A 26604-nucleotide genomic window follows, 5' to 3' on the forward strand; every position below is an offset into this window, starting at 1 on the left:
ATGTCGATCAGGGGGACCCACTTGCCGCCCTTGAGGGTGCACAGGGCCGCGTTGATCAGCTCGCTCGCGCTCGATCCGGTGCCGCCGACATTGCTGGAACCCGATCCGCCGGAGCCGGAATCGGCCGGGGACGACGCCACGGGGGTGGCGGGCTCCACGGTGACCGGGGCGGCGGTGGCGGTGCCTGCCGCGGCGATCGCGGCGGTGATGGCGAAGGCGCCGACGGCTGCGCGCGGGATCGCGTGGGCGAGGGGGTTTTTCATCAGGTGTGCTCCTTGCAGGTGACAGTGCGTCGGACCCTACAAGAGATGAATCGTGACTGTTTCAGTTTTGGTCACTTATGGAATGAAACGGGCAGCGGGTAGCCCTTCTCCGTCATGACCGCACGTGCCCGGTCGGGGTAGTCGGTGATGATGCCGTCCACGCCCTGGTCGAGCACCAGGGCGATCGCCTGCTTGTCATTGACCGTCCACGGGATCACCTTGATGCCGAGGGCATGTGCGCGGGCGACATAGGCCTCGGTGGTGGTCAATGTGAAGCCGGGGTCGCCCGCCTTGGCTTCGCTGTCCGACGGGTTGATGTAGCTGGGGGAGGAGATGTCGGCGCCGAGGGCTTTGATCGCGGACAGCGGGTCGTCGGCATGGTCCGCGTAGCGAATGGGGCTGAGCCACATGCTCTCCGGCTTGAAGGTGGAGTCGTCGTAGAGCGCGACGGTCGGGATGGTGGGGTTCTTCGCCTTCACGATGGGCAGGCTGCGCCAGTCGAAACTCTGGATCTCGACCTTGTCGGTGGCGCCGGCCGCCTGGATCGCGCCGAGGATGACATCGACGAATTCGTCCGGTGTGGCGGACTGTTCGGGGTGCTCGGCTTCGATCTTGGTCTCGATGTTGTAGCGCAGCTTGTCGAATGCGCCGGGGTAGCTCTTGACCAGATCGAAGACCTCGGGCAGCTTGGCGATCTTGTTGCCCGGAAGTTCCTGCGCCTCGGGGAAACCCGCCAGCTTCTTACCGCAGTCGAGGGTGTGCACCTGATCGAAGGTCAGATCGTGCACCACCTTGCCGACGTACGGATACTCCGGATCGTCCGGAAACGCGGGGGCGGTGTCGGCGCACTTCTCCGGCAGGATCTTCGGGTCGTGCCAGACGAGCGGGACGCTGTCCTTCGTCAGCACGATATCGAGTTCGAGGGTCGAAACACCCAGTTCGACGGCCTTGGCGAACCCGGGCAGCGACTCCTCGACGGTCATTCCGCGCCCGCCGCGATGGGCCTGCAGATCGAAGGCGCGCTGTGCGTCGGCATGCGTGCCGGCGCTACTCGAGGTGGAGCCGCCGGTGTCGGAACTACTGCCGCAGGCGGTCAATCCGAGGGCGGCAACCGCCACCCCGGTGACCGCAATAGTCCTTCTGACGTGCTTCGAGCGCTCTACGAAGAAGGTCATGGCGCGGAGCATAGCAATCAATTAGTTAACGTCGATCGAGTGAAATCGGGTGGCGCCGTACTCACCGGCCGAGCCTGCGGTCGGCCGCATTCGGTACTCTCGCGACCATGGGTGCGCTGATTCCGGTAGAAGGGCTCGACGGTGCGGGTAAACGCACGCTGACCGATGCCGTCGTCACCGATCTGCGCGCCCGCGGCCTGCGCATCGCCACCCTCGCCTTCCCGCGCTACGGCGTCTCCGTGCACGCGGATCTCGCCGCCGAGGCGCTGCGCGGCGGGCACGGCGATTTGGCCGCCTCGGTGAATGCCATGGCGCTGCTGTTCGCGCTCGATCGGGCCGATGCCCGCGACGAACTCTCGAAATTGCTGGCGGACAACGACATCGTGCTACTGGACCGCTACGTCGCCTCCAATGCCGCCTATTCCGCGGCGCGCCTGCATCAGGATGCCCGCGGCGAAATCGTGGCCTGGATAGCCGAATTGGAGTTCGCGCGTTTCGAGCTGCCTGTCCCGAATGTGCAGATTCTCCTGGATGTCCCAGTTGATGTGGCGGCGGAACGCGCCCGGCTGCGCGGCGAATCCGATTCGTCTCGCGCACTCGATGCGTACGAAAAAGACGGCGGACTGCAAAGGCGCACCGGGACCGTCTACCGTGAACTTGCCGAAACCGACTGGCATGGACCGTGGTGGGTGCATCGGAGCGGTGACGATCCGGCAACACTTGCCGCGCGGCTCGCGGAATACGTTGCTGGATAGGGTTGGATGTGCGCCGACAGGTCACGAGTGTAGGCGTGGCGGCCTGATTGGAGCCGGAGAGGTGACAACATAGTCTTATGAAGCCCAAGATTCTGGTCGTCGACGACGATATGGCTCTCGCTGAGATGCTCACGATCGTCTTGCGGGGTGAGGGATTCGACCCTCACGTCGTCGGTGACGGCACGCAGGCGCTGACCGCGGTCCGGGAGCTGCGCCCGGATCTCGTGTTGCTGGATCTCATGCTGCCCGGCATGAACGGTATCGATGTATGCCGGGTGCTGCGAGCCGATTCGGGAGTGCCCATCGTAATGCTGACGGCGAAGACCGACACGGTCGACGTCGTCCTGGGGTTGGAGTCTGGCGCTGACGATTACATCGTCAAGCCGTTCAAGCCGAAAGAACTCGTTGCTCGCGTGCGGGCCCGCCTGCGCCGCACCGAGGAAGAGCCACAGGAACTGCTGTCCATCGCGGACATCGTCATCGACGTGCCTGCGCACAAGGTGACCCGCGGCGGTCAGCAGATCTCGCTGACTCCTTTGGAATTCGATCTGCTGGTCGCGCTTGCTCGCAAGCCGCGTCAGGTGTTCACCCGTGAGGTGCTCCTCGAACAGGTCTGGGGTTACCGGCATGCCGCCGATACCCGCCTGGTCAATGTGCACGTGCAGCGGTTGCGCGCCAAGGTGGAGAAGGATCCCGAGAACCCGGAGATCGTGCTCACCGTGCGAGGGGTGGGTTACAAGGCCGGACCGCCGTGATCGCTGGTTCCAGAAACCGCGTTCAGCGGTCGCTGGCAGTGATGGTGGCCTGGTTTCGCACCGTAGGTGAGCGACTGGGCCACGTCTGGCGTGGTTCTCTGCAACTGCGCGTTGTCGTGTCCACCCTGACCCTGTCGTTGATCGTGATCACGATTCTCGGAGTCGTGCTCACATCGCAGATCACCGACAGGCTCTTGGACGCGAAGATCAATGCGGCCGTCGAGGAGATGGGTCGTGCCCGTAATACGGTGCAGGCCACCTTGACGGGCGTGCACGATTCCAGCACCCAGCTGGCTCGACTGGAGGATGCCCGCCGCGCCCTGGCCGGGGGCGGCGGCTCCCAATCCGGCGGCGCCGCGGGCAGTTACGACTCCGCGCTGGCCATGATCGGCGACAGCCAATCCGAGCTCAATGCCGGGCCGATCCAGGAAATCCCGCCGGAGTTGCGGCATTTCGTGCAGGAGCGCCAGGTCAGCTACCAGTTCGCGACGGTGTCCGATCCGGACGGCTATCGCGGCTCGGCGCTGATCATCGGCAGCCCCGCCGCCGACATACCCACGCTGGAGATCTATCTGATCTTCCCGCTCACCAATGAGCAACGCTCGCTGGGTCTTATGCGCGGCACCATGCTCATCGGCGGCATCGTGCTGCTGGTCCTGCTCGCCGCCATTACCGCCCTGGTGACGCGACAGGTGGTGCTGCCCATTCGATCCGCGGCGCGCATCGCCTCGCGCTTCGCCGACGGACGACTCAAAGAGCGCATGCTCGTGCGCGGTGAAGACGACATGGCCAGGCTGGCCATGTCGTTCAATGAGATGGCCGAAAGTCTGTCCAACCAGATCACCCAACTCGAAGAGTTCGGAAATCTGCAGCGCCGCTTCACCTCCGACGTCAGCCATGAGCTGCGCACGCCATTGACCACGGTCCGCATGGCCGCCGATCTCATCCACGGCTCCAGCGATGACCTGGATCCGGCGCTCGCGCGCTCGGCCGAACTGCTGGTGAACGAACTCGACCGGTTCGAGGGACTGCTCAACGATCTGCTCGAGATCAGCCGCCACGACGCGGGTGTGGCTGAGCTGCAGGTGGAATCGCTCGATGTGCGCATGTGCGCGCGGGCGGCCGTGTCCACCGTGCGGCACCTGGCCAAGGAATCGGGTGTCGAGCTGGTTGTCGACATGCCCGAGGAACCCCTTGTCGCCGAGGTGGATCCGCGCCGGGTCGAGCGGGTGCTGCGCAATCTGCTCGCCAATGCCATCGACCACAGTGAGGGCAAACCGGTCCTCATGCGCATGCGTGGCGACAGTGATGCCAATGCCGTCGCCATCATCGTGCGCGATCAGGGTGTGGGGCTGCGGCCGGGCGAAGAGAAACTGGTCTTCAACCGGTTCTGGCGTTCGGACCCCTCGCGCATGCGGCGCAGCGGCGGAACGGGTTTGGGCCTGTCCATCAGCGTCGAGGACGCCAACCTGCACGAGGGCAAGCTCGAGGCCTGGGGCGAGATCGGCGTCGGCGCCAGCTTCCGGCTGACCCTGCCGCTGGTGCGCACCCGGAAACTGGGCCAGAGCCCACTGCCCCTGGAACCGCCCAAGACGCGCGGCGGCGTCACGGCCGAACAGCTCGCCCTCGATATCGGCACCGCCGAATCCGGCTCGGCCGAAACCGATCCCCTCACCACCGAATACGAACTCGCCGTCGCGGAACCCCCGGCCGGGGTGACGGAATACGAGCTGGCCGTTGCCGATCCGCCTGCGGGAGTGACGGAGTACGAGCTCGCCGTCGCCGATCCCCCCTCTGGCCAATACAAGCTGGCGACCGTGGATCCGCCGCCCGCCGAATCCGAGCCCAGCGCACCGGATTCCGAGAATCCCGAAGATCCTGATCACCCCGCGCGCACCGATTCACGGGACGGAGGGTCGTGAGGAAACGGAACCCACTGATTTCGCGAGATGTGGGTAACTCCCCAGCCACCTCGCGACGGGGCCCGATTCCCGACCGCCGGTCCGCGACGGCGGTCTCGCCGCGCCCGACGTCCGGCAAAAGGTTCGGGGAGGCGGAAGAGTACCCACTGATTTCGCGAGATGTGGGTAACTCCCCAGCCACCTCGCGACGGGGCCCGATTCCTGACCGCCGGTCCGCGACGGCGGTCTCGCCGCGCCCGACGTCCGGCAAAAGGTTCGGAGAGGCGGGCCGCCTGGCCCGGGCGATTGTGGTTGTCGGCTGCCTATTGGGCCTCACGGGCTGCGCGAATCTGCCGGATTCGTCGGCGCCGCAGGCGCTGGGCACCCTGGACCACCAGCCCAGCAGTTCCGGTCCGACCCCGCCCATTTCGGGGCGCGAACCCGATCAGCTGCTGCGCGACTTCCTGCAGGCGACCTCCGATCCCACCAATCGGCATCAGACCGCGCGGCAGTACCTTTCGCCCGCCGCCAACGTGCGCTGGGATGACGCGGCCGGAACCACCATCGTCGACCGTCCGGACACGCTGCGGGAATCGCGCACCGCCGATACCGCCACCTATGTGATCCGGGCCCGCAAGATCGGCGAGCTCGCCGCCGACGGCGCCTACCGCGCCACCGACGGCACCCTGGAGAACAAGGTCGAAATGGTGAAGGTCGACGGCGAGTGGCGCGTCGACGATCTCCCGGCCGGCGTCCTCATCGAACAGACCGCCTTCGCCAAGTCCTACAAGCGGTACTCGCTGTTCTTCCCCAACCTGGCCGGTATGGCCATGGTCCCCGATCTGCGCTGGGTCTCCGCGCGCAAGGATCAACTGCCGCAACGACTACTGGGCATGCTCGGCGAGGGCACCCAGCAGGCGCTCGCCTCCGCCGTGCGCAATCCGCTCTCCGGCGGCGTGACCCTGCGCGGGCCCATCACCAAGGCCAATGGCGAGACCGACAATGTGGGCGTCGGCGCGGGCGGCGTCCAGGTCGACTTCGCGGGGGCGTCCGGACTGGACCCGAAGTCCAAGGAGCTCTTGGCGACCCAGGTGGTGCTCACCCTCGCCGGCGCCGAAATCCTCGGACCGTACATGCTGCTGGCCGACGGCAAACCCCTCGACGACCGCTACGCCGCCACCGGCTGGAACCGGTCCGATGTGGAAGCCATGAGCCCGGACGTCATCGCGCAGAACAAAACCGGACTGCACGCGGTGCGCGACGGCTCACTGGTGGCCGTCACCGACACCGGCATCACCGCGGCGCCCGGCTTCTTCGGCAGTACCCACACCCTGCAATCGGTGGCGCTGTCCCCGGACGGGCAACTGGTCGCCGCGGTCGCCAACTCCGGCCGGCCCGCACCGGAACCGGAACGCACCCTCATCATCGGCACCTACGACGGCCAGGGCTTCCCGGTCGCCACCGGCGGCACCTTCACCCGCCCGTCCTGGCCCGCCGACGGCACCTCCGCCTGGGCGGTGGTCGACGGGGACCGGGTGATCCGGGCCGTGCACGACCGCAGCACCGGCAATGTGTCCGTCCAGGATGTGGACATCGCCGAACTGCAGGCGGCCGCGGCCAATTCGAGTTCGAATTCCGCCCAGCCGCCGCGCGGGCCCATTACCGAACTGCGCATCTCGCCGTCCGGAGCGCGGGCGGCGCTGATCGCCAACGGCAAGGTGTACGTGGTGGTCGTGGCCCCGCAGGCCGGTGGCAGCGGCAAGTTTTCGCTGAGCTCACCACTGCCCCTGGCTGTCGGTCTGAGCACCGCCGCGGTGTCGGTGGACTGGCAGAGCGATGAGCGTGTCATTGTCACGCGAGAGGGCAATGTGGACCCCGTTGCGGGCGTCCTGGTGGACGGCTCCGGGTTCCAGCCGCAGACCACGCAGAACCTCACTCCGCCGGTGCGTGTTGTCAGCGTTTCGCCGGACCACGAATACATCGCCGACTCCCGCGCGGTCCTCGAACTGACCCGCAATCCCGAAGGCGGCGAGTACTACTGGCGCGAAGTTCCCGGTCTCGGCGGCAATGCCGTGCCGGTACTGCCCGGCTAGGCGCACACTGGATCGATGGGGGAGTTGCTGGATCTGATCCTGCCGCGCGTCTGCGGCGGGTGCGGAACGAGCGGCACCAGTTGGTGTGCCGACTGCGCCGACGCGCTGTCCGGTCCACCCGTTCGTATTCGCCCGCGCGCCGATCCCGGAGTGCCGTGCTGGGCGCTCGCGCCCTACCGAGGTGCGCCGCGGCGCGCGGTGCTGGCCGCCAAGGAACAGCGACGCGCCGACCTGGCACCCTCGATAGGGGTGGCCCTGGCCAGGGGGCTGGATCATTTGCGGGACACCTCGCGGCCGCTGATTCTGGTTCCCGCACCGAGCCGTAGAGTGGCGGCGCGACGCCGTGGCGGTGACCCGGTGGTGCGTGCCGCGCACGTCGCGGCGAGTTGCCTGCCCGATTGCCGACTGGTGCGAATACTGGCCATGCGCCCTGGTGTGCGCGATTCGGTCGGCCTCGGCAGGAGCGACCGCCAGCACAATCTGCGTGGGCGGATCATCGTGGGTCCGGGCTGCCCCGAACCTGCCCTGTTTCCGGCAAATGCCGAGGTAGTCCTTATTGACGACGTGTTGACCACGGGGGCCACGGTGTGTGAATCGGTGCGTGCGCTACGCGGTGCCCGAGTGACGGTTCGTGCCGCGCTGGTTACGTGCCACGCTTGATTCTTCGAAATTTGCGTGAACACTGGCGGACAGGTCGCTGGCGTATTAGCGTCGGTTTCCAGACACCCGAACTAAGAGTTTGGAGGTGGCGCCTCGGACATCAGTGCCGGGCGATCTCTTCGATCGGCACCCGTTTCAATCCCGCCGCACGAGCGGTTTGTGCGGCCAGATCCGGGAGGTACGCGTGACGACTTCTTCACGACCTTCAGCGAAGTCTGCAGACACCTCGGTGCTGCTGGATGATGAATTCATCCCCGACGACCAGTCCACCGCGCTCGGCCAGGCGGCGGAAATCGTGGTCAAGGGACGAACCCTCGGCGAGGGTGGCGTTCCAGAACATTTCCGAAACCACGTGTCGGAGAAGCTTTCCCGACTGGAGCGCTTCGATCCCACCATCTACCTGTTCGACGTGGAACTCACGCACGAGCGCAACCGTCGTCAACGCAAGAACTGCCAGCGGATAGAGATCACCGCTCGCGGCAAGGGTCCGGTCGTCCGGGCCGAAGCCTGCGCGGACAGCTTCTACGGCGCCTTGGAACTGGCGATCGAGAGGCTGGAGGGCCGGTTACGCCGGCTCAAGGACCGTCGTCGCGTACATCATGGGGACAAGACACCGATCTCGGTGTCGCAAGCGACGGCAGGACTGATCGACGATTCGCTGTTCATGTCACCGAACGGGTCGTCCGGCGCACATGATCACGCGGGCGAGGAACTGGACGGCGATAGCGCCGGACCGGGTCACGTCGTCCGCACCAAGACCCATCCCGCCATCCCCATGACGATCGACGACGCCCTCTACCAGATGGAGCTCGTCGGTCACGATTTCTTCCTGTTCCAGGACAAGGAGACCGACCGACCGTCGGTCGTCTACCGTCGCCACGCCTTCGACTACGGCATCATCCGTCTCGCATAAGAGTGGCAAGTCGCTAGAACACTGCCCCGCCTCCCCGCGACTTTTGCCGGTCGTGGGGAGCGTGAAGATCGCCGTTCCGGGCCGGCGGCTGGCAAGTTGGCTTAGTTCTGGGGTGGCTGGGGAGTTACCCGCAACTTGCGAGATCAGTTGGTTACTATCTGATACGGGGTGTATCGCTTTCTTTCTTACCTCACGGTAAGTTTGGTGCCTCAGGCTTTTCTCGAAAGGAAACCCCCGTGGCTACCAAAGGTGCTCGCCGTGCTGTCATCGTGTCCGGTGTGCGGACGCCGTTCGTTAGAGCGTTCGGTGACTACACGCGGATGGATTCCATCGACCTTGCTGATACGGCCGTGCGCGGATTGCTCGAGCGGACCGGGTTGCCGAAGGGTGAGGTGCAGGCGATCGTCTGGGGCGGGGTGATTCTCCCCAGTGCCGCACCGAATATCGCGCGTGAGATCGCGCTGGATCTCCAATTGGACCCGGGCTGTGAGGGTTACACCGTCACCCGTGCCTGTGCTTCCGGATTGCAGGCCATCACCTCTGCGGTCGCCGCCATCGAGCGCGGCGAATACGACATCATGATCGCCGGCGGCAGTGACTCCACCAGTAATGCCGAGGTGAAGCTGCCGCAGAAGGTGGTGCACGCCGCCGCACCGCTGGCGCTGGGCAAGCCGAAGGCCAAGGACTATCTCACCGCCGCAGCGCAATTGGCGCCCTTCTTCGACCTGGTGCCGCGCCGGCCGAAGATCGAGGAGCGGACCACCGGCGAGGTCATGGGGGAATCCGCCGAGAAAATGGCGCGCATCCACGGTATTTCGCGCGCCGCGCAGGACGAGTTCGCGGCCCGCTCGCACCACCGCGCCGCCGCGGCCATCGAATCCGGGCGGTTCGACAGCGAAGTGCTCTCGGTGACCACCCCCGAGGGCAAGGTCGTCGATCGCGACGGGCTGGTGCGCCCCGGCACCAGCGTCGAGAAACTGTCCACGCTCGCACCGGTTTTCGCCAAGGGCGGCACCGTCACCGCGGGCAATGCCAGCCCGCTCACCGACGGTGCGTCGGCGGTCCTGCTCATGAGCGAGGAGAAGGCCCGCGCGCTCGGCTTCGAACCCCTGGCAGCCTTCCGCTCCTGGAGTTTTGTCAGCGTCGACCCGCGTGACCAGGTCCTCATCGGCCCGGCCATCTCCATGCCGCGCGCCCTGGACAAGGCCGGATTGTCCTTGGCCGATATCGATTTCGTCGATATCCACGAGGCCTTCGCCGCGCAGACCCTGTCCGTCGTCTCGGCCCTGGCCAGTGACGACTGGGCCAAGACCCGCCTCGACCGGGACACCGCCGTCGGCGACATCGACCCCGCGATTCTGAATGTGCACGGCGGCTCGGTCTCGCTCGGCCACCCCTTCGGTGCGACCGGCGCCCGCATGGTCACCACCATGGCCAATGAACTCGCCCGCACCGGCAAATCCACCGCCTTGCTCGGCATCTGCGCCGCCGGCGGCATCGGAGCCTCGGCGGTGCTCGAGCGCGTCTAGCCCACTCCGAATCCCCGTCCCGCCCCTGCGAAAAGGCCTGCCGCATCCGGGTATGCCGGATAGCGGACCGAACAGCCCGTCTCTGGATCGCACAGCGCATACAAGGACTGTGCGGTCGAGAGACGGGCTGTTCGGTTCCGAATTGAGGCGTGTTTCGCCGCGGGAGTCCGGCTATTCGGCGGAGGTTTGGGGGGTGAAGCGCTCCCAGTGAATGGCGGAGTCGAGGGGGCGGCGGGTGCGCCAGCCGAAGCGTTCCAGATCGGGGATCTGCTGGAATTCGTCGACGGGGCCGACACAGAGCCAGGCGACCGGCTTGATGTGATCGGGGAGGTCGAGCAGGTCGGCCAGGATCGGGGTGTCGTAGAAGCTCACCCAGCCGACGCCCACACCCTCGGCGGTCGCGGCCAGCCAGAGGTTCTGAATCGCCAGGATGGTGGAGTAGATGCCGGTCTCGGGGACCGTCGCGCGGCCCAGCACATGGCTGCCGCCGCGCGCCTGATTGTGGGTGACCACGATCCCGGTGCCGGACTCGGTAATTCCTTCGATCTTGATGGGATTGAAGGTCTCGGAGCGATCCGAGGGCAGTGCGTCATGGAATTCGCGGCGCTTGTCGGCGACATGATCGGCGAACTTCGACAGCATGGCCGGATCGCGAATCACGATGAAATCCCACGGCATGGAGTTGCCGACACTGGGCGCGCGATGGGCCGCGTCGAGGATGCGCAAGAGCGTGGAGTCGTCTACGACCTCTCCGGTGAACTCCGCGCGCACATCGCGGCGCAGGCGGATGGCGTCGTAGACGCTCAGACATTCATCAGGGGCGATCGGACCTTCAGCACACACGCCCCCCAGTCAACCAGGCCCCGCCGCGGCCTTACCGGGCAGCCCGCCCTATAGACGCGGTGCCGTTTCTCCTCGTCGGGCGTGGTCGTGGCACGACCACTTCCTGTCATAGCTACGCGACCACCACCTCCTGTCATCCCGGCGCGCTTTCGGCCGGGATCCACACCGGCTGCTCTCCAGCGGTTTCGGTGGATCCCGGCCGAAAGCATGCCGGGATGACGGGGCGACTCCGGGTTAATGCTGCCCGGTACGCCGAAGCGCCCCCGCTGAATTCAGCGGGGGCGCTTCGAATGGTTCGGGGTGATCAGCCGACCAGGGCGGGCTCGCGGCGGGTGATGCGGCGACGGCCCTCCGCGAGGGCGGTGCGCAGGCCGCGACGCGCGCCGGTGGTCGGATCGATGCTGGCCTGGCCACCGAAGACCTTCTCCGACTTGGTTTCCGGAGCATCGTCGGTGCTGCGGCTCAGGTACTTGTTGGGCAGCGACAGCTTCATGATGGTGCGCCACGACTTGAAGTACTGCACCGGCAGCGAACCGGTGGTGTACGGCAGGTCGTACTTGTCGCACATGGCCCGTACTCGCACCGCGATGTCCTTCAGCCGATTGGACGGCAGATCCGGGAACAGGTGGTGCTCGATCTGGTGGCTGAGATTGCCGCTCATGAAGTGCAGCAGCTTGCCGCCGGAGATATTGGCGCTGCCGAGCATCTGCCGCAGGTACCACTCGCCCTGGGTCTCGTTCAGCACATCGCCCCGGGTGAACTTCTCGGCGCCGTCGGGGAAATGGCCGCAGAAGATGATCGCATTGGTCCACACATTGCGGATCACATTGGCGGTCAGGTTCGCGGTCAGCGTGCCGAAGAAGGCCGGACCGGTGAGCAGCGGGAACAGCAGGTAATCCTTGCCCGCCTGCTTACCGATCTTCTTGAGCACCAGCGTGCGGTCCGCTTCGAACTGCTTCCATTCGGGGCTGTCCTTGGCCCACTTCTTCTTGGCGATCTTGCCGAGCTCCAAATGCTGGATGGCGACGCCGTATTCGAAGAAGCTCTGCAGCAGCAGGTTGTACAGCGGCTGGCCGAGGTAGAACGGGCTCCAGCGCTGATCGCGGGTGACGCGCAGCAGGCCGTAGCCGATATCGTCGTCCATGCCCAGCACATTGGTGTACTTGTGGTGCAGGAAGTTGTGCGTGATCTTCCAGTGCTCGGACGGGCCGGCGTTATCCCATTCCCACTGGGTGGAGTGGATTTCCGGATCGTTCATCCAGTCCCACTGGCCGTGCATGACGTTGTGGCCGATCTCCATATTCTCGATGATCTTGGCCGTGCCGAGCAGTGCCGCGCCCGCGAACCAGGCCGGCGGGAAGAGGCTGAAGAAAAGCGCGCCGCGGCCGGTGATTTCGAGGCCGCGCTGCAGGCGAATCACATTTCGGATGTAGCGGGCATCGCTATCACCCCGGGAAGATTCGATTTCGCGGCGGATGGCATCCAACTCCGCGCCGATTGCTTCGACATCCTCCGGGGTGAGGTGTGCGTATTCCTTGACATCCGAGATCGCCATGCAAGTTACTGTACCGAAGGTTACGGCTCCGTAGGTTTCCTACAGTTGAATCCGTAACGTGTCGAACGCCGCATTGCGTTCGACATGTGCATCTGCTAGCGGTTACGTCGCAGGATGCGCGACAGCCGGCGCTCGCGGCCCGCCTTCGTCTGCAGCAAATCCTTTTCCTGCCTGGCCTTTTCCTGCAGCGACGCCTTGGCCTCGCGGAGCACCGCCTTCTCGTGCAGCGCCTTCTCCTTGAGCGCCACCTTGGCCTCCTGCAGCGCCGAACGCAGCCCGCGCCGCTCACCCGTGATCGGGTCCACGCCCGCCCAATTGTGCTCGGCCAGCCACTCGCTGCTGTTCGGCAGCGACGGCATGGAGGGCAGCGCAGGCAGGGTGACGCCCGCGAACTTGCGTTCCGAAGAGGTCTCCGGCGCATCGTCGGAGGTGCGCTTCAGGAATTGATCCGGCAATGCCAGCTTGTGAATCGTGCGGAACGCCAACAGGTATTGCTTACCGATCGAGCCGGTGGTGTACGGCAGGTCGTATTTGTCGCACAGCTCCTTCACCTTGACCGACACCTGGGCGTACCGATTGCTCGGAATGTCCGGGAACAGGTGATGCTCGATCTGGAAGCTGAGATTGCCGCTCATCAACGCCATGGCCGGGCCCGCCTCGAAATTGGCGCTGCCCAGCATCTGCCGCAGGTACCACTCGCCCTGCGTCTCGTTCTCGAACTGCTCTTCGGTGAATTTCTGTGCGCCGTCCGGGAAGTGGCCGCAGAAGATCACCGCGTACGCCCAGAGATTGCGAATCAGGTTCGCGGTGGCATTCGCCTTCAGCGTCGACTTCCACGCCGGACCGGTGAGCGCCGGGTAGATCACGAAGTCCTTGACGACCTGCTTGCCGGCCTTGCGCATGAAGTCCTTGGTCGGCGCGGAGAACCATTCGTCCTCCGGAATCCCCAACTGCCGCTTGGCCGCATCGAGATCGTGCAGTGCGATGCCCCACTCGAACAATGCCGCCAGCACCAGATTCGCGAACGGCTGGGCGAGATTGATCGGCTTCCATTCCTCGTCGCGCGTCATGCGCAGAATGCCGAAGCCCAGATCCTCGTCCATATCGAGGATGTTGGTATAGGTGTGGTGCGAGTAGTTGTGCGCCCGCTTCCACTGGGACGACGCACCCGTCATATCCCACTCCCAACTGGTGGAGTGGATTTCCGGATCGTTCATCCAATCCCATTGCCCGTGACTGATGTTGTGCCCGAGCTCCATGTTCTCGATGATCTTGGCGACCGAGAGCAGGCCGGTGCCCGCGAGCCAGGCCCAGCGGTTCTTGCTCGCGAACAGGGTGGCGCGGCCCGCCGCCTCCAGCACGCGCTGGGCGCGGATGACGCGACGGATGTACTTCGCGTCGCGTTCCCCGAGGGACAGCTCCACGTCGCGTCGAATGGTGTCGAGCTCCTGACCCAGGGTCTCGATATCCGCCTCGGTGAGATGGGCGAACGCCTTGATGTCGGTGATTGCCACCGGCGATCCTTCCGTGTCTAATTGCCTCCGCTTCGCTGCGGCGGGTTCGCGGCCCTGGAGTCTCGTTCTTCCCTCCTTCCGCTCCTCCGCTTCGCTCCTCCGCTCCACTCGGTCCAGAACGAGACGGGCCGCGAACCGGGAGGGTTTTGCTTCAGAAGGGGACCTGCTACCGAGGGTAGCGGCTCTTCGGCGCGAGGGTGCCGGACGATTCGTTGTTCATACGCGCTTCATACATCGAGGGTGCAATCGCCCGCCGCGGCCGAGATGCAGGTCTGCACTTTGTCGCCCGAACGGCGCTCATTGCCGTTGCGAAGATCGCGTACGTGACCTTCTGTGACGGTCACCACACAGGTCTGGCAAATGCCCATTCGGCAGCCGAACGGCATTTGCACGCCCGCGCTTTCGCCCGCCTGCAACAGGGTGGTGGCGCCGTCGATTTCGACGCTGCGGCCCGCGCGGGCGAAGGTGACGGTGCCGCCCTCGCCGGTGGCCGAACGCTCGATCTCGAAACGCTCCACATGCAGCTGGTCCGGGATTCCGGCCGCTGCCCAATGCTTTTCGATCTCGTCGAGCATGCCGATCGGGCCGCAGGCCCAGGTGTCACGCTCGCGCCAATCCGGCACCCGCTCGTCCAGCTCGGCCAGTGCGAACTTGCCGTGCTCTCCGGTGAAGTGCAGGTCGGCGGTGAAACTCGGGTGCTTGGAGTGCAATTCGCGCAGTTCATCGCCGAACATGACGTCGTCGGAGGTGCGCGAGGAGTGCACGTGCACCACATCCGGCACCACACCGCGCCGGTCCATGGTGCGCAGCATGGCCATCACCGGAGTGATGCCCGAGCCCGCGGTCAGGAACAGCACCTTCGCCGGCGGCGGCTCCGGCAGCACGAATCCGCCCTGCGGTGCGGCCAGGCGCACCACACTGCCCACCGCGACACCGTTGACCAGATGGCTGGAGAGGAAGCCCTCCGGCATGGCCTTCACCGCAATCGAGATGAGCCGTTTGGCCTTGTGCTCAGGATCGGTCCAATCCGGCGGGCAGGTCAGCGAATACGACCGCCAATGCCAGCGGCCTTCGACCAGCACGCCGATGCCGATGTACTGACCCGGCGAGAACTTGAAGTCGAAACCCCAGCCCGGCTTGATCACCAGCGTGACCGAATCCGAGGTCTCCTTGCGTACCGCGACGATCCGGCCGCGCAGTTCGCGCGCCGACCACAGCGGATTCACCAGGTGCAGATAGTCGTCCGGCAGCAGGGGAGTGGTGATCCGCGCGGCAGCGCCGCGCAGTGCGTTCATCTTGGTGCGTCCCGCGGTCGCGCCTTCGGCGACGGGCGCCTCCAGCCATTCCCGGAGTCCCCGCACGGAGAATCCCCCAGTCTTCGATGCCATTTTCCGGACGTTCCTGTTCGTCGTGCGCTCGTGGCGCAGTGTCTTCATGCGCGACCCGAACCGGGTCACAGGCTCCGTGGCGCAGCTTCGTCGCTGCCCGGGTGCTTCGCGTGTGGCTTACCGCACGGTGTCACAGCAAGGTTACGGCATCGTAGGTTACGGTGCCGTCGGCGACAAGAATCCGTCATCCGGGCATGTTTTCGGCCGGGATCTCCGCCCATGAACGATGACGGTGAGCTACAGCAGGTCGAGCAGGAACGGCAGTTCCTGTGCCGCGTACCAGGCCAATTGGTGGTCCTCGGCATCACCGAGCACGAATTCGGCATCCGCGTCACCCAGATCGGCGGCGTCGATGACATCCACCGCCTTGGCAACCTCCGGTTCGGCCTCGGCCAGATCCACATGCACCGACGCGATGCGGTCGTACGGGATGGCACTCGATAGCCGCACCACGGCATCGTCGAGATCGGGCCGCAGCGTCGCATCGTCCACATCGGCGGCGATGACCGCGCGCCGGAAGATGGGACCGCGCGCGGGCGCCGCATCGGAATCGTCGGCGGAATCGCTGTCATTGTCGGCCGCGGCCTGATCCTCGGCCAGCAGCCGCAGTGAGGCGCGGGCGGCTTCGGCCATGGCGACCTCGGCGAGTTCGTCGTCGTCGCCCGAGGCGTAGGCCTCGCGCAGCGCCGGAGTCACCGCGAAGGCGGTGTCGTTGATGACCCGGATCTCCCGGTCCGCGACCAGTTCCCGCAGCATCGGCACAGTGGCCGGCACGTACACCCGCAATTTCTTCGACACGCCGGACGACTCACTGGACGCAGGCACCGAGCATCTCCTCCATCGACTCGTGCACCGAAGCGGTCAACACCGCGATATCGGCCATTGCGTCGCGGTCGGCGGTGAGTCCGTAGAAGACCCGCCCGTCATAGGAGGTGAGCCCGATACTCAAAGCCTGGAAGCGCAGCAGTGGCGACACCGGGTACATCTCCAGCATCCGCGCGCCGCCGATGTACATGGGCTGCTGCGGACCCGGCGCGTTGGTGATCACCAGATTGAACGTGTGCTCTGCAAAAGTACTCGCCGCCCGCACGCTCATGGCATGCAGGCTCGCCGGAGCGAAACCGGCCATATGCACGAGCGTCCGGGCCTGCACACCCAGCTGATGCCGGGAGTGCGCCTCGGTGGCGTGCTTGATGTGCGACAGCCTGATCACCGGATTCGGTTCGCCCACGGGCAGATCCACCAGCAGTGAGGTGATCTCGCCCGCCGGTTTCAGCGCCGCGCCGTCGGCGTACACCGACATGGGCACGACGGCCCGCAGCGTATCGGCCTCGGTGAGCACCTGGCCGCGCGAGAGCAGCCAATTGCGCAGCGCCCCGGTGACCACGGCGAGAATCACGTCATTGGTGGAGCAGTCGAACCGCTTGCGGATCTTGCGGTAGTCCTCCAGATCGGTGCGCACCACCTCCACCCGGCGATTGCGGGAGGTCCGGGTGTTCAGCGGGCTGTCCGGTGCGCCCAGGGCCGCGGTCCGCAGCATGGACACCATCTTCTGCACGGCCTTGCCGGTGGCGTCGACCACCGCGAACGCCTCGGCGCCGTGATGGCGCATGACCTCGAGGGCCTCGCGCGGCTGGGTGGCCAGGTGCAGGACCGCGCCGATGAGCAGCTCCAGATCGGCGGGCTCGCGATGTGCGATCCAGGCATCGTCGGCGACCTCGCGGGGTGCGGCCGAGGTGTCCAGGATCACATGCCCGATTTCCAGGGCGGAATCACCGTCCACCAGCGCCGAATGCGTTTTGGTGAACAGCGCCGAACGGCCCTGCGAGAGACCTTCGACGAGGTACATCTCCCACAGTGGCCGGGTGTGGTCGAGCGGGCGCGAGGCCAGCCGGGCGACCAGATCGAGCAGCTGTTCGTCGCTGCCCGGTTCGGGCAGCGCGGACCGGCGGACGTGATAGGTGATGTCGAAATGCGCATCGTCCACCCAGACCGGGCGGCCCAGCGTGAACGGGATTTCGCGCACTTTGCGCCGGTAGAGCGGCACCATCGGCAATCGCGATTCCACCAGCGACACCAGGCCCTCGTAATCGAGCGGCGGGTGGCCGGAGTTCCCGGCGGCAACCGGATTGCGCAGGATGGCGAGGGAACCGATGTGCATCGGGTTGCTGGTCGATTCGAGCCGGTAGAACGCTGTGTCCTGTGGCGTCAGTCTCGTGATCACGCTGCCCGCTACTCCCTGAGAATCCCTGCCTGCGCCCGCAATGGTGTCCCCCCGCCGAGACATCGGCGGCGCGCGCCGGTTGAGTGGCAAGCTATCGCAATCCGATGACCTGGGGGAACGATCCGGGCGCCACTGCCCGTGTGCTCGCGTCGTCGCCGACGGCCCCCGGTCCGGGTGCAGGCGCAAGCCTCCGCGCGCCGGACCTTTGTACATCGTACGCCAGCCCCCCGAAACAAGTTCCGCGACAAAGCAATCGGATTTTCTGCCGCCGCTTCGCTGCGGCGGGTTCGCGGAGGTATGGAAGCCTGAGACATGTCCACACGGGCTCCCCACAGATGCGCGCATTACCATGGCAGTGCGCGCGTCCTACGCGCACTGCTTTCCCGCCTGGGGGGCGTACCGATAGACCACCGACCAGAGGACTGAAAAGACCCGTGCCTGCGCTGTCGCTTTCGAGGTTGCTACGGATTGGTGAAGGTCGCACGGTCAAGCGCCTTGCGAACCTGGCGGATGAAGTCATCGCCCTGGACGAGGAGTTCGCGGCGCTGTCCGACTCCGAGTTGCAAGCCAAGACCGCTGAGTTGCGGGAGCGCTACGCCGACGGGGAATCCCTCGACGAGCTGCTCCTCGAGGCCTTCGCGACCGCCCGGGAAGCGTCCTGGCGAGTGCTCAACCAGAAGCACTACAAGGTGCAGATCATGGGTGGCGCCGCCCTGCACATCGGCAATGTGTCCGAGATGAAGACCGGTGAGGGCAAGACCCTGACCTGTGTGCTGCCCGCCTACCTCAATGCCATCGGCGGCGACGGCGTGCACGTGGTCACGGTCAACGACTACCTTGCCAAGCGCGACTCCGAGTGGATGGGCCGGGTGCACCGCTTCCTCGGCCTCGACGTCGATGTGATCCTCGGCGGTATGACCCCGGCCGAGCGCAAGGTGGCCTACAAGGCCGACATCACCTACGGCACGAACAACGAGTTCGGCTTCGACTACCTGCGCGACAATATGACCCACTCGCTGGACGATCTGGTGCAGCGCGGGCACAGCTTCGCCATTGTCGACGAGGTCGACTCGATCCTCATCGACGAGGCCCGCACCCCGCTCATCATTTCGGGCCCGGCAGACGCCTCCTCGAAGTGGTACGCCGAGTTCGCGCGCATCTCCCCGCTGCTGAAGAAGGACCTGCACTACGAGGTCGATATCAAGAAGCGCACCATCGGCGTGCACGAGGCGGGCGTCGAATTCGTCGAGGATCAGCTCGGTATCGACAATCTGTACGAGGCGGCGAACTCGCCCCTGGTCAGCTACCTGAACAACTCCATCAAGGCCAAGGAGTTGTACAACAAGGACAAGGACTACATCGTTCGCGACGGTGAGGTCATCATCGTCGACGAGTTCACCGGCCGAATCCTGGTGGGACGCCGCTACAACGAGGGCATGCACCAGGCCATCGAGGCCAAAGAAGCCGTGGAGATCCAGCCGGAGAACCAGACGCTGGCCACCATCACGCTGCAGAACTACTTCCGGCTCTACGACAAGCTGTCCGGTATGACCGGTACCGCCGAGACCGAGGCGGCCGAGCTGCACCAGACCTATGGCCTGGGTGTGGTGCAGATCCCGACCAATCGGGAAATGGTCCGTGCCGACCAGTCCGACCTCATCTACAAGACCGAAGAGGCCAAGTACGCGGCCGTCGCCGACGACATCGAAGAGCGGCACGAGAAGGGCCAGCCGGTGCTGATCGGCACCACCTCGGTCGAGCGCTCGGAGTACCTGTCCAAGCAGCTCACCAAGCGCGGTATCCCGCACTCGGTGCTGAACGCCAAGTTCCACGAGCAGGAAGCCCAGATCATCGCCGAGGCCGGCCGGCCCGGCGCGGTCACCGTCGCCACCAATATGGCCGGTCGTGGTACCGATATCGTGCTCGGCGGCAATGCCGACATCATCGCCGACATCCTGCTGCGCCGTCAGGGTCTGGACCCGGTCGAGACGCCCGAGGAGTACGAGGCGGCCTGGCTGCCCGCACTCGAGCGCGTCAAGGAGCAGACGGCGGAGGACGCCGAGACGGTGATCGAGGCCGGCGGCCTGTACGTGCTCGGCACCGAGCGGCACGAGTCGCGGCGTATCGACAACCAGCTGCGCGGTCGTTCCGGCCGTCAGGGTGACCCGGGTGAGTCCCGCTTCTACCTGTCGCTGGGCGATGAGCTCATGCGGCGCTTCAACGGCGCGGCCCTCGAGTCGATCATGACCCGCCTGAACCTGCCCGACGATGTGCCGATCGAGGCCAAGATGGTCTCGCGCGCGATCAAATCCGCGCAGACCCAGGTCGAGCAGCAGAACTTCGAGATCCGCAAGAACGTCCTCAAGTACGACGAGGTCATGAACCAGCAGCGCACGGTGATCTATGCCGAGCGTGCCCGCATCCTCAATGGTGAGGATATGGAGGGTCAGGTCCAGGAGATGATCACCGATGTGATCACCGCCTACGTCAACGGCGCCACCGCCGAGGGCTATGTGGAGGACTGGGATCTCGCCAAGCTGTGGACCGCGTTGAAGACGCTGTACCCCATCGGCATCGACTACAAGAATCTCACCGGCGAGAACTCGGACGGCGACGTCGGCGAGCTCTCCCGCGAGGAGCTGCTCGAGGCTGTTCTGGATGATGCGCACGGCTCCTACGAGAACCGTGAGAACGAAATCGATTCGCTCGCGGGCGAAGGCAGCATGCGCAATCTGGAACGCCAGATCCTGCTGTCGGTGCTGGACCGCAAGTGGCGTGAGCACCTCTACGAGATGGACTATCTCAAGGAGGGCATCGGCCTGCGTGCCATGGCCCAGCGCGACCCGCTGGTCGAGTACCAGCGTGAGGGCTTCGATATGTTCGCCGCCATGCTGGAGGGCCTGAAGGAGGAGTCGGTCGGCTTCCTGTTCAACCTGCAGGTCGAGGTGCAGCAGCCGCAGCCCGCCGGTGTTTCGGTCGGTGCGGGCCTGCAGTCGCCCGTCGGCAATCGCCCGCTGCCCACCGATGAGGTCGTCCCGGCGTCGAACGGCGCCCCGGCCGCCTTGCGTGCCAAGGGAATCGACGAGTCGGCGCCCCGCGCGCTGAGCTACTCGGGTCCGGATGAGGACGGCCGCGCGGTCGCCCACAGCGATGAGGACGAGTACGGCAACGGCAATGCCGATTCCGGCACCCGCCGCGAGCGTCGTGAGGCGGCTCGCACCCAGTCCAAGCAGGACAAGGCGCCGAAGTCCAAGCGCCGCCACTGATTCCGGTACCGCCGCGGTCCGAACAGGACCGCCGGTGTCCGGCCTGGATATGTAAGAAGACGCCCCGGGTGGATATCACCCGGGGCGTCTTCGTTTCCCCAGCGCCAGCTGGAAGCTCTGCACCGCCTTCAACGTGGACCGCTGTCCTGCACCCCGTGGACATCACCGGGGGTGTTCCGGCTCCCCTGGCCGGGGAGATGCCAACCCCTTCCTGGCACCTCCCCGAGCTGTCCGCTCCGCAGGACCGAAGCGAGCATCCTGCGCATTGATTCTCCCGGGAGCGAAACAATTCAGCGGTGTAATCCGCTGACTTGGAACATTTATCACGCAATGTTCCGGTACGGCAAATCAATGGACAGATTCACCGTTTGCTGGGATTTATATTTAGAATTACATGTACCAAGAATCGGCCCTACTCAACTTGTGAGTATGGCCTTGTTCGAAGGTGTATTCGTGATGATGCCGATGGACTGTCGGCGTGTGGTGGGGGTTCCCCAGCTCCCGCGTGTGACTGCTTGCCCTCCTGTAGGAGCCGCCCCGACTCGGCTGCTCTTACTACTGGTCGTGATGCTAGTCAGCGCGGGCGCCGGTGGCATCGGCCGCTGTATCGGTCACCGTATCGGTCATGCTTTACCGGCCGGTCTGTTATAGATGTGTGATTGCCCGGTGATATTCGGCACGGCCGGATTGGGGATTTGGTTGCGGTCTGTTAGCTGAGGTAAAGTGCATTGTGCGCGAGATCGAGGGGCTCTACGGGCGAGAACAAGAACAGGTCCAATTGGGCCGAATGCTCGCTATGGCTCGCTCCGGTCGCGGATCGGCCATTGTGTTGCACGGTGAACCGGGTGCGGGTAAATCGGCACTACTGCGGGACACCATCGCCCGGGCAACGGATTTCCGCGTACACGGGTGTGAGGGCGACCCCGCGGAATCGGAGCTGAATTTCGCGGCGCTGCACGAACTGCTGCTGCCGCTGGCCGATCGCCTGACCGCACTGCCCGCTCCCCAGGCCGAGGCGCTGGCGACGGCGTTCGAACACCGGGGCCGCCCCGTCGATGGATTCCTCGTCGGCGCCGCACTGGTCACACTGCTCTCGACCCTCGCCGCGGAACAGCCGGTATTGCTCGTTGTCGGCGATGCGCAACTGGTGGATGCCGCGACAGCCCGGGCCCTGCAGTTCGCGATGCGGCGGCTGGTCACCTCACCGGTGGTGCTGCTGTGCGCCCTGTCCGGCGATCCTTCGCAGACCGGGTGGAATCGGCTGCCCGCATTGCCGGTCGGCGGATTGTCCGATGCCGCCGCCCGCCGGCTGCTCGAACAGCGCTGGGGTGTTGTCGGAGCTTTGCGCGCGGCGCGGGTGCTGCGCGTGGCCGGCGGCAATCCGCTGGCCCTGCGTGAATTACCGGTCCAGGCGGAGGAATTCGCCGGTATCGCGGCCGGACCGGTGCCGCTGGGGTCGCGACTGGCCGGCGCCTATCACGATCGGATCGCCGCACTGCCCGATCCGGTGCGGATGCTGCTGCGGGTGGTGGCGGCGGAGGACCGCGGTGTGCTCCGCGTGGTGCTGGCCGCGGCGGCCGCCCTCGGGCATGCCGACGCCCACCTCGCCGCCGCCTATCTCGGCAGCGCTCAGCTCGTGAGTGCCTGGGAGCAGGCGGAATCGGCCGGACTGCTGGTGGTCGGCGACGGCCGTGTCGAGATGCGCAATCGCCTGCTGTGCACGGCTGTGTACGACGCCGCGACACCGGCGCAGCGCCGATCGGCGCACCGCGCGCTCGCGTCGGTACTGACCGGACCCGACGACATCGATCAGCGTGCCTGGCACCGGGCGGCCGCGACGGATCTGGCGGACGAAGAGCTGGCGGCGACGCTGACCGAGCGCGCCGAGCACACCCGCGACGGATCGCTGGTGGCCGCCGCCATGCTGCGCCGGGCCGCCGCGATCACTCCCGATCCCGTCGACGCGGGTGCGCGCATGGCGGCCGCCGCCCGTTTCGCCTGGGCGGGTGGGGATATCGAATCGGCGCGCCGGCTGCTGGATCGGGCCGTCGAGCGGATCGGCACCGAGCGGGCCGCCATCGCCGGCGGGGGACTGGCCGGACTCCTGGAATTCATTGCGGGCGAACCGGAACGAGCCAATGCCATGCTGCTGCACGACGCCGCCGTGGTGGATGCCGGGACCGCCGTCGAGCTGCGGGCGCTGGCCGCGCAGGCGCGCTGGGCCGCCGGTCACGATGACGCCGTGTCGATTCCGATGCATTTCGACACGGCCGCTTTCGCGCCGGGTCCGGCGCTGAGCATCTGTCAGTTGCCGCCCGCGCCACTGGTTCTGCTGTGGGGGTTGGCGGATCGGGCGCTCGAGCCCTTCACCCGGGCGGCAACGCAGCTGCGGGATGCCGGCGCCCGCCCGGCCGCGGTTTTCATGCTGCCGCAGCTGGCGATCGTGCAGTTCGCGAACGGCCGCTTACCGGCCGCGGAGGCGACGCTGGCCGACGCGTTCGAGCTGGCCCGATCCGTCGGGACCGACAATGTGCTTGCGCATTGCTGGAACCTGAACGCGAAAATCGCTGCGCTGCGTGGTGATTCCGACGTCGTCGGCGACAGTATCGAGCGCGCGCTGGCGCTGGCCCGCCCGCATCGGGCGCATGCGCTCATCGCCTCGTCCTATTGGCATCTCGGCTTCGATGCCTTGAGCAACGGTGATCCGGAGACGGCGTATCTGCGGCTGCGCGCCCTGGCTCAGCCCGGGCACGATGCCCGGCATTCGACCTACGCCCGGCTCGCGGCCCCCGATATGGTCGAGGCGGCCTGCCGGATCGGCCGGGTCGGCGAAGCGGCCGAGTACTACGAGACCATCCGCGCCTGGGCGCTGCGTTCCCGGGCCGACTGGGCGATGGCCGCCGCCTACACCTGCCGGGCGCTGCTGAGCGAGGACGAGCGGGCCGACCACTACTTCCGCCGCGCCCTGGCGGTCCGCCGTACCCGGCACGACCTGAATCACGCGCGCACCCGTCTGCTGTACGGCAAGTGGTTGCGTCGCGCCCGGCGCCGCGGTGACGCCGCCGAGCAATTGCGCACGGCCCTGGAGTCTTTCGAGCGCATGGGGGCCGTCCCGTGGATCAGGAGCGCCCAGCAGGAACTGGATCTCACCGGCCGCGGTCCTGCGCTCGCACCCGGGACCGGCGCCGGTTCGGTGCTGACGGCGCAGGAATTGCGGGTCGCCCGCCTGGCCGCGCAGGGCCTGACCAATCGCGAGATCGGCGTCGAACTGTTCGTCAGCCCGCGGACCGTCGGACATCACTTGTCCCGGACCTTCGGCAAGCTCGGCCTCACCGGCAGAGCCGAACTCGCCGATATCGATTTCGCCAACGGCCTGCGGATCGGCCGGCAGACCTGAACCGTCAGTCCAGGGGCACGGATTCGCCCCAGTAGCGCGGATCCGAGTTGATGAGGATCATGCCCGCCACACTTCCGGCGCAGCTCCCGCACGCGTCCACTCGAATGAGCTTGTCCACATCGATGTCACCACCGAGCACGGCGCGCGCCGAGAGCCAGACGGCGCGCAGATACAGGGCGGCCGGCCTGCCGCAGCGGACGCACTCCGGCAAGTCCACGCTGTCGTCGTTGCGGCCGATCCGCACCTCCGGGGTCACCGGCGCACCCGGCCCCAAATCCTCATCGAGGAGCGGCGAGTACTCGCTCCGCTCATGGTCTTCCACCTCGGCAGGCTAAACCACGCGCGGGAAACCCCGCACCCCCTACGGGAGGGTGACTGCGAGTGGGTACGGCGGAGTGATGCCTGCCGCGCCCGGAGTGCACAGGATGAGGTGATTGCCTGACGGCGGATTCGGCTGGGGGAGTTGGCAGATGAGACGACACATACTGCTCGTGGCGGGCGCGGTGCTGCTGTCGGCAGTGCTCTGGCATTTCGGCACCGGATTGCGCCCGCTGCCAGGCTTGGCTTTCCTGGCCCCGCTGCCGGTACTGCTGCTCGCACCACGGGTCTCGGCCTGGACGGCATTCCTCGCCGGACTGCTCTCCTGGTTCGGTGGTGAAGTGCAGCTGTGGTCCTACTTCACGGACACCGTCGAACAACCGATCCCGTTCACCGTGGCAGTGCTTGGCGGATCGGCTCTCGTGTTCGGCGCATTGGTCGTGGTGATGCGGGGGCTGCTGCACCGGGGCCATCCCGGGTGGGCAGCGCTCGCACTGCCCACGGGGTGGGTCACCCTGGAATTCCTACTGTCACTGGCCGGTTCGACCGGCGCGTGGTGGAGTCTCGCCTACACCCAGGCTGGTGTACTGCCCCTCGTCCAGTCGGTCTCCCTCACCGGCGTCTGGGGAATTACGTTCCTGATTCTGCTGGTGCCGTCCGCAGTCACGGCGGTGGTGAATGCGACTGGTCCCCAGCGCATTCGGATTGCCGCCACCTCCTCTGCCGCGCTGCTCGCCGTAGCAGCTTTCGGCGCATGGCGATTGATGGTCCCGGCGGAAGGCGATTCGGTCCGCGTCGGCCTGCTCGCGATTTCCCAACCGCCCGATTATGTTCCGGTGGACTCCACCGACGGCCGCGATATGGTGGCGCGCGCGATCACCGAAATCAATTCGCTGGCCGACCGGGGTGCGCAGGCCGTAGTGCTCCCCGAAAAAGCCTGGAGTGCAGACGATTCCACACTCCATCTGCTCTCCGATCCGCTGTCGGAGGTGGCGGCCCGCCGCAATATCCACGTGGTGGCGGGGCTGGTCCTCACCCGGGACGGCAGCAGCATCAATGCCGCCATCGATTACCCCTCCCGCATCGTCTACGCCAAGCACTACCTCGTCCCCGGCCTCGAGGACGACCTGACCCCCGGCACCGGCTGGGCCATGGTTCCCGGTCGGCCCTGGTCTCTCGCAGTCTGTTTCGACCTGGATCGCCCCGCCCTGGTGCGGCAGAACCGCCACCTCGGCGCGACACTCCTGCTCGTGCCCGCCCTGGATTTCACCGACGACTACTGGTTGCACAGCCGCATGGCGGTCCTGCGCGGCATCGAATCCGGCATGGCCATAGCCCGCGCCCCGCAATTGGGCGAACTGGTGGCCAGCGACTCCCGGGGCCACATATCGGCCTCCGTCAGAACGGATATCACCGTCACCCGATCCGTGCTGGCCGATCTTCCCCTCCCCACGGACCGCACCCTCTACGCCCGCTTCGGCGACTGGTTCGCCTGGCTGTCGGTGGCCCTGTTCGCCGCCGCTCTGCTCAGACTCTGGTCAGTTCGAACAGGCGGAACTTCCGGTCCCCGGCCAAGCGCTGCTCCATGACGTAGCCGCGCCAGAACGTGGTTGCGTGCTGCCAGGCGTTGCAGCGGTCGGCACCGGTGAGCCAGCGGACCTCGACGGTGAATCGCTCACCGTCGACGTGCAATTCGGCCTGCTCGGCGGCTTTCAGATTGGCCGACCAGGCGGGGTGTTCGGGACGTCCCCAATTGGAACCGATGAGCAGGAACACTTTCCGGTTGTCCGGGTCGGGCACGTAGAGCAGGGATACCGTGCGCGGCAGTCCGGTGCGGCGGCCGCGGACGGTCAGTTCGAGGGAGGGCAGCCCGGCCAGATCGAGCACGCCCTTGCGCCCCCGGGTGACCCGCCTGATGGTCCGGTCGAGCGCGAGGATCGCCGGTGACATGCGCATGACGATCGGGCGTGCAGCAATGGCCCGTCCGAGCGCGGGCAGCGGATTCCAGCGTGCCCCGTCGCCGGGCCGGCGCTGCCGTCGATGCTGTCGCATGGC

19 protein-coding genes and 1 pseudogene are annotated in these 26604 nt (G+C 66.3%); 10 read left to right on the forward strand and 10 right to left on the reverse strand.

Features of this window, described 5'->3' with window-relative positions:
• Positions 1 to 263: pseudogene (locus tag JWN03_RS09465) on the reverse strand (hypothetical protein); the annotation flags it as partial.
• A 71-nt stretch (positions 264 to 334) separates the two neighbouring features.
• Positions 335 to 1438, reverse strand: coding sequence for a glycerophosphodiester phosphodiesterase (locus tag JWN03_RS09470; RefSeq protein ID WP_297612751.1), 1104 nt, complete (start codon positions 1436 to 1438; stop codon positions 335 to 337).
• Between the two features lie 107 nt (positions 1439 to 1545).
• Here JWN03_RS09470 and JWN03_RS09475 point away from each other — a divergent pair, with 107 nt between their 5' ends.
• From JWN03_RS09475 to JWN03_RS09505, 7 genes are all read left to right on the forward strand, one after another.
• Entirely contained in the window at positions 1546 to 2193 is a 648-nt protein-coding gene (locus tag JWN03_RS09475) for a dTMP kinase (protein WP_297612753.1), read from the forward strand.
• A 77-nt stretch (positions 2194 to 2270) separates the two neighbouring features.
• The gene (gene mtrA, locus JWN03_RS09480) at positions 2271 to 2948 is read left to right on the forward strand and encodes an MtrAB system response regulator MtrA (RefSeq protein ID WP_029931579.1); all 678 of its coding nucleotides are present in this window, start codon (positions 2271 to 2273) and stop codon (positions 2946 to 2948) included.
• The gene (mtrB, locus tag JWN03_RS09485) at positions 2945 to 4870 is read left to right on the forward strand and encodes an MtrAB system histidine kinase MtrB (protein ID WP_297612764.1); all 1926 of its coding nucleotides are present in this window, start codon (positions 2945 to 2947) and stop codon (positions 4868 to 4870) included. Before mtrA ends, mtrB begins: the two co-directional genes overlap by 4 nt.
• A gap of 161 nt (positions 4871 to 5031) precedes the next feature.
• The gene (gene lpqB, locus JWN03_RS09490; RefSeq protein ID WP_366914381.1) at positions 5032 to 6942 is read left to right on the forward strand and encodes an MtrAB system accessory lipoprotein LpqB; all 1911 of its coding nucleotides are present in this window, start codon (positions 5032 to 5034) and stop codon (positions 6940 to 6942) included.
• Between the two features lie 15 nt (positions 6943 to 6957).
• A complete protein-coding gene (locus JWN03_RS09495; protein WP_297612767.1) occupies positions 6958 to 7602 on the forward strand; it encodes a ComF family protein in 645 nt (214 codons plus the stop codon).
• A gap of 232 nt (positions 7603 to 7834) precedes the next feature.
• Complete coding sequence (gene hpf / locus JWN03_RS09500) at positions 7835 to 8515, forward strand: ribosome hibernation-promoting factor, HPF/YfiA family (protein ID WP_441342959.1); 681 nt, start codon at positions 7835 to 7837, stop codon at positions 8513 to 8515.
• 236 nt (positions 8516 to 8751) lie between these two features.
• Positions 8752 to 10044, forward strand: a complete 1293-nt coding sequence (locus JWN03_RS09505) for an acetyl-CoA C-acyltransferase (protein ID WP_297612773.1) — start codon at positions 8752 to 8754, stop codon at positions 10042 to 10044.
• A 171-nt stretch (positions 10045 to 10215) separates the two neighbouring features.
• On the opposite strand, the gene bluB is transcribed toward JWN03_RS09505, so the two are convergent.
• The 6 genes from bluB to JWN03_RS09535 all read right to left on the reverse strand — a co-directional run bounded on the left by bluB (position 10216) and on the right by JWN03_RS09535 (position 17568).
• On the reverse strand, positions 10216 to 10851 hold the full coding sequence (bluB, locus tag JWN03_RS09510; RefSeq protein WP_297612919.1) for a 5,6-dimethylbenzimidazole synthase: 636 nt from the start codon (positions 10849 to 10851) through the stop codon (positions 10216 to 10218).
• Between the two features lie 340 nt (positions 10852 to 11191).
• Positions 11192 to 12442, reverse strand: a complete 1251-nt coding sequence (locus JWN03_RS09515; protein ID WP_297612775.1) for a fatty acid desaturase family protein — start codon at positions 12440 to 12442, stop codon at positions 11192 to 11194.
• Positions 12443 to 12537: 95 nt separating this feature from the next.
• The gene (locus tag JWN03_RS09520) at positions 12538 to 13956 is read right to left on the reverse strand and encodes a fatty acid desaturase family protein (protein ID WP_297612778.1); all 1419 of its coding nucleotides are present in this window, start codon (positions 13954 to 13956) and stop codon (positions 12538 to 12540) included.
• Positions 13957 to 14183: 227 nt separating this feature from the next.
• On the reverse strand, positions 14184 to 15344 hold the full coding sequence (locus tag JWN03_RS09525) for a ferredoxin reductase (protein WP_297612781.1): 1161 nt from the start codon (positions 15342 to 15344) through the stop codon (positions 14184 to 14186).
• Positions 15345 to 15581: 237 nt separating this feature from the next.
• Complete coding sequence (locus JWN03_RS09530; RefSeq protein WP_441342960.1) at positions 15582 to 16130, reverse strand: DUF6912 family protein; 549 nt, start codon at positions 16128 to 16130, stop codon at positions 15582 to 15584.
• Positions 16131 to 16152: 22 nt separating this feature from the next.
• Positions 16153 to 17568: a WS/DGAT/MGAT family O-acyltransferase gene (locus tag JWN03_RS09535; protein ID WP_297612784.1), complete on the reverse strand. Its 1416-nt coding sequence runs from the start codon at positions 17566 to 17568 to the stop codon at positions 16153 to 16155.
• A 434-nt stretch (positions 17569 to 18002) separates the two neighbouring features.
• Between JWN03_RS09535 and secA the strand changes: the two genes are divergently transcribed.
• Both secA and JWN03_RS09545 read left to right on the forward strand, forming a co-directional pair.
• Positions 18003 to 20834 (forward strand): preprotein translocase subunit SecA, encoded by a 2832-nt coding sequence (gene secA, locus JWN03_RS09540; RefSeq protein ID WP_297612787.1) that lies wholly within the window; start codon positions 18003 to 18005, stop codon positions 20832 to 20834.
• 730 nt (positions 20835 to 21564) lie between these two features.
• Complete coding sequence (locus tag JWN03_RS09545; protein WP_297612790.1) at positions 21565 to 24231, forward strand: helix-turn-helix transcriptional regulator; 2667 nt, start codon at positions 21565 to 21567, stop codon at positions 24229 to 24231.
• 4 nt (positions 24232 to 24235) lie between these two features.
• On the opposite strand, the gene JWN03_RS09550 is transcribed toward JWN03_RS09545, so the two are convergent.
• Positions 24236 to 24553, reverse strand: coding sequence for a hypothetical protein (locus tag JWN03_RS09550; RefSeq protein WP_297612792.1), 318 nt, complete (start codon positions 24551 to 24553; stop codon positions 24236 to 24238).
• A 148-nt stretch (positions 24554 to 24701) separates the two neighbouring features.
• On the opposite strand from JWN03_RS09550, the gene JWN03_RS09555 reads away from it, so the two are divergent.
• The gene (locus tag JWN03_RS09555) at positions 24702 to 26138 is read left to right on the forward strand and encodes a hypothetical protein (RefSeq protein WP_297612794.1); all 1437 of its coding nucleotides are present in this window, start codon (positions 24702 to 24704) and stop codon (positions 26136 to 26138) included.
• On the opposite strand, the gene JWN03_RS09560 is transcribed toward JWN03_RS09555, so the two are convergent.
• Entirely contained in the window at positions 26077 to 26601 is a 525-nt protein-coding gene (locus JWN03_RS09560; protein WP_297612796.1) for a nitroreductase family deazaflavin-dependent oxidoreductase, read from the reverse strand. The genes JWN03_RS09555 and JWN03_RS09560 overlap by 62 nt on opposite strands.
• Positions 26602 to 26604: the final 3 nt, after the last annotated feature.

The sequence above is a fragment of the Nocardia sp. genome (assembly GCF_025465275.1).
Classification (GTDB): Bacteria; Actinomycetota; Actinomycetes; order Mycobacteriales; family Mycobacteriaceae; genus Nocardia.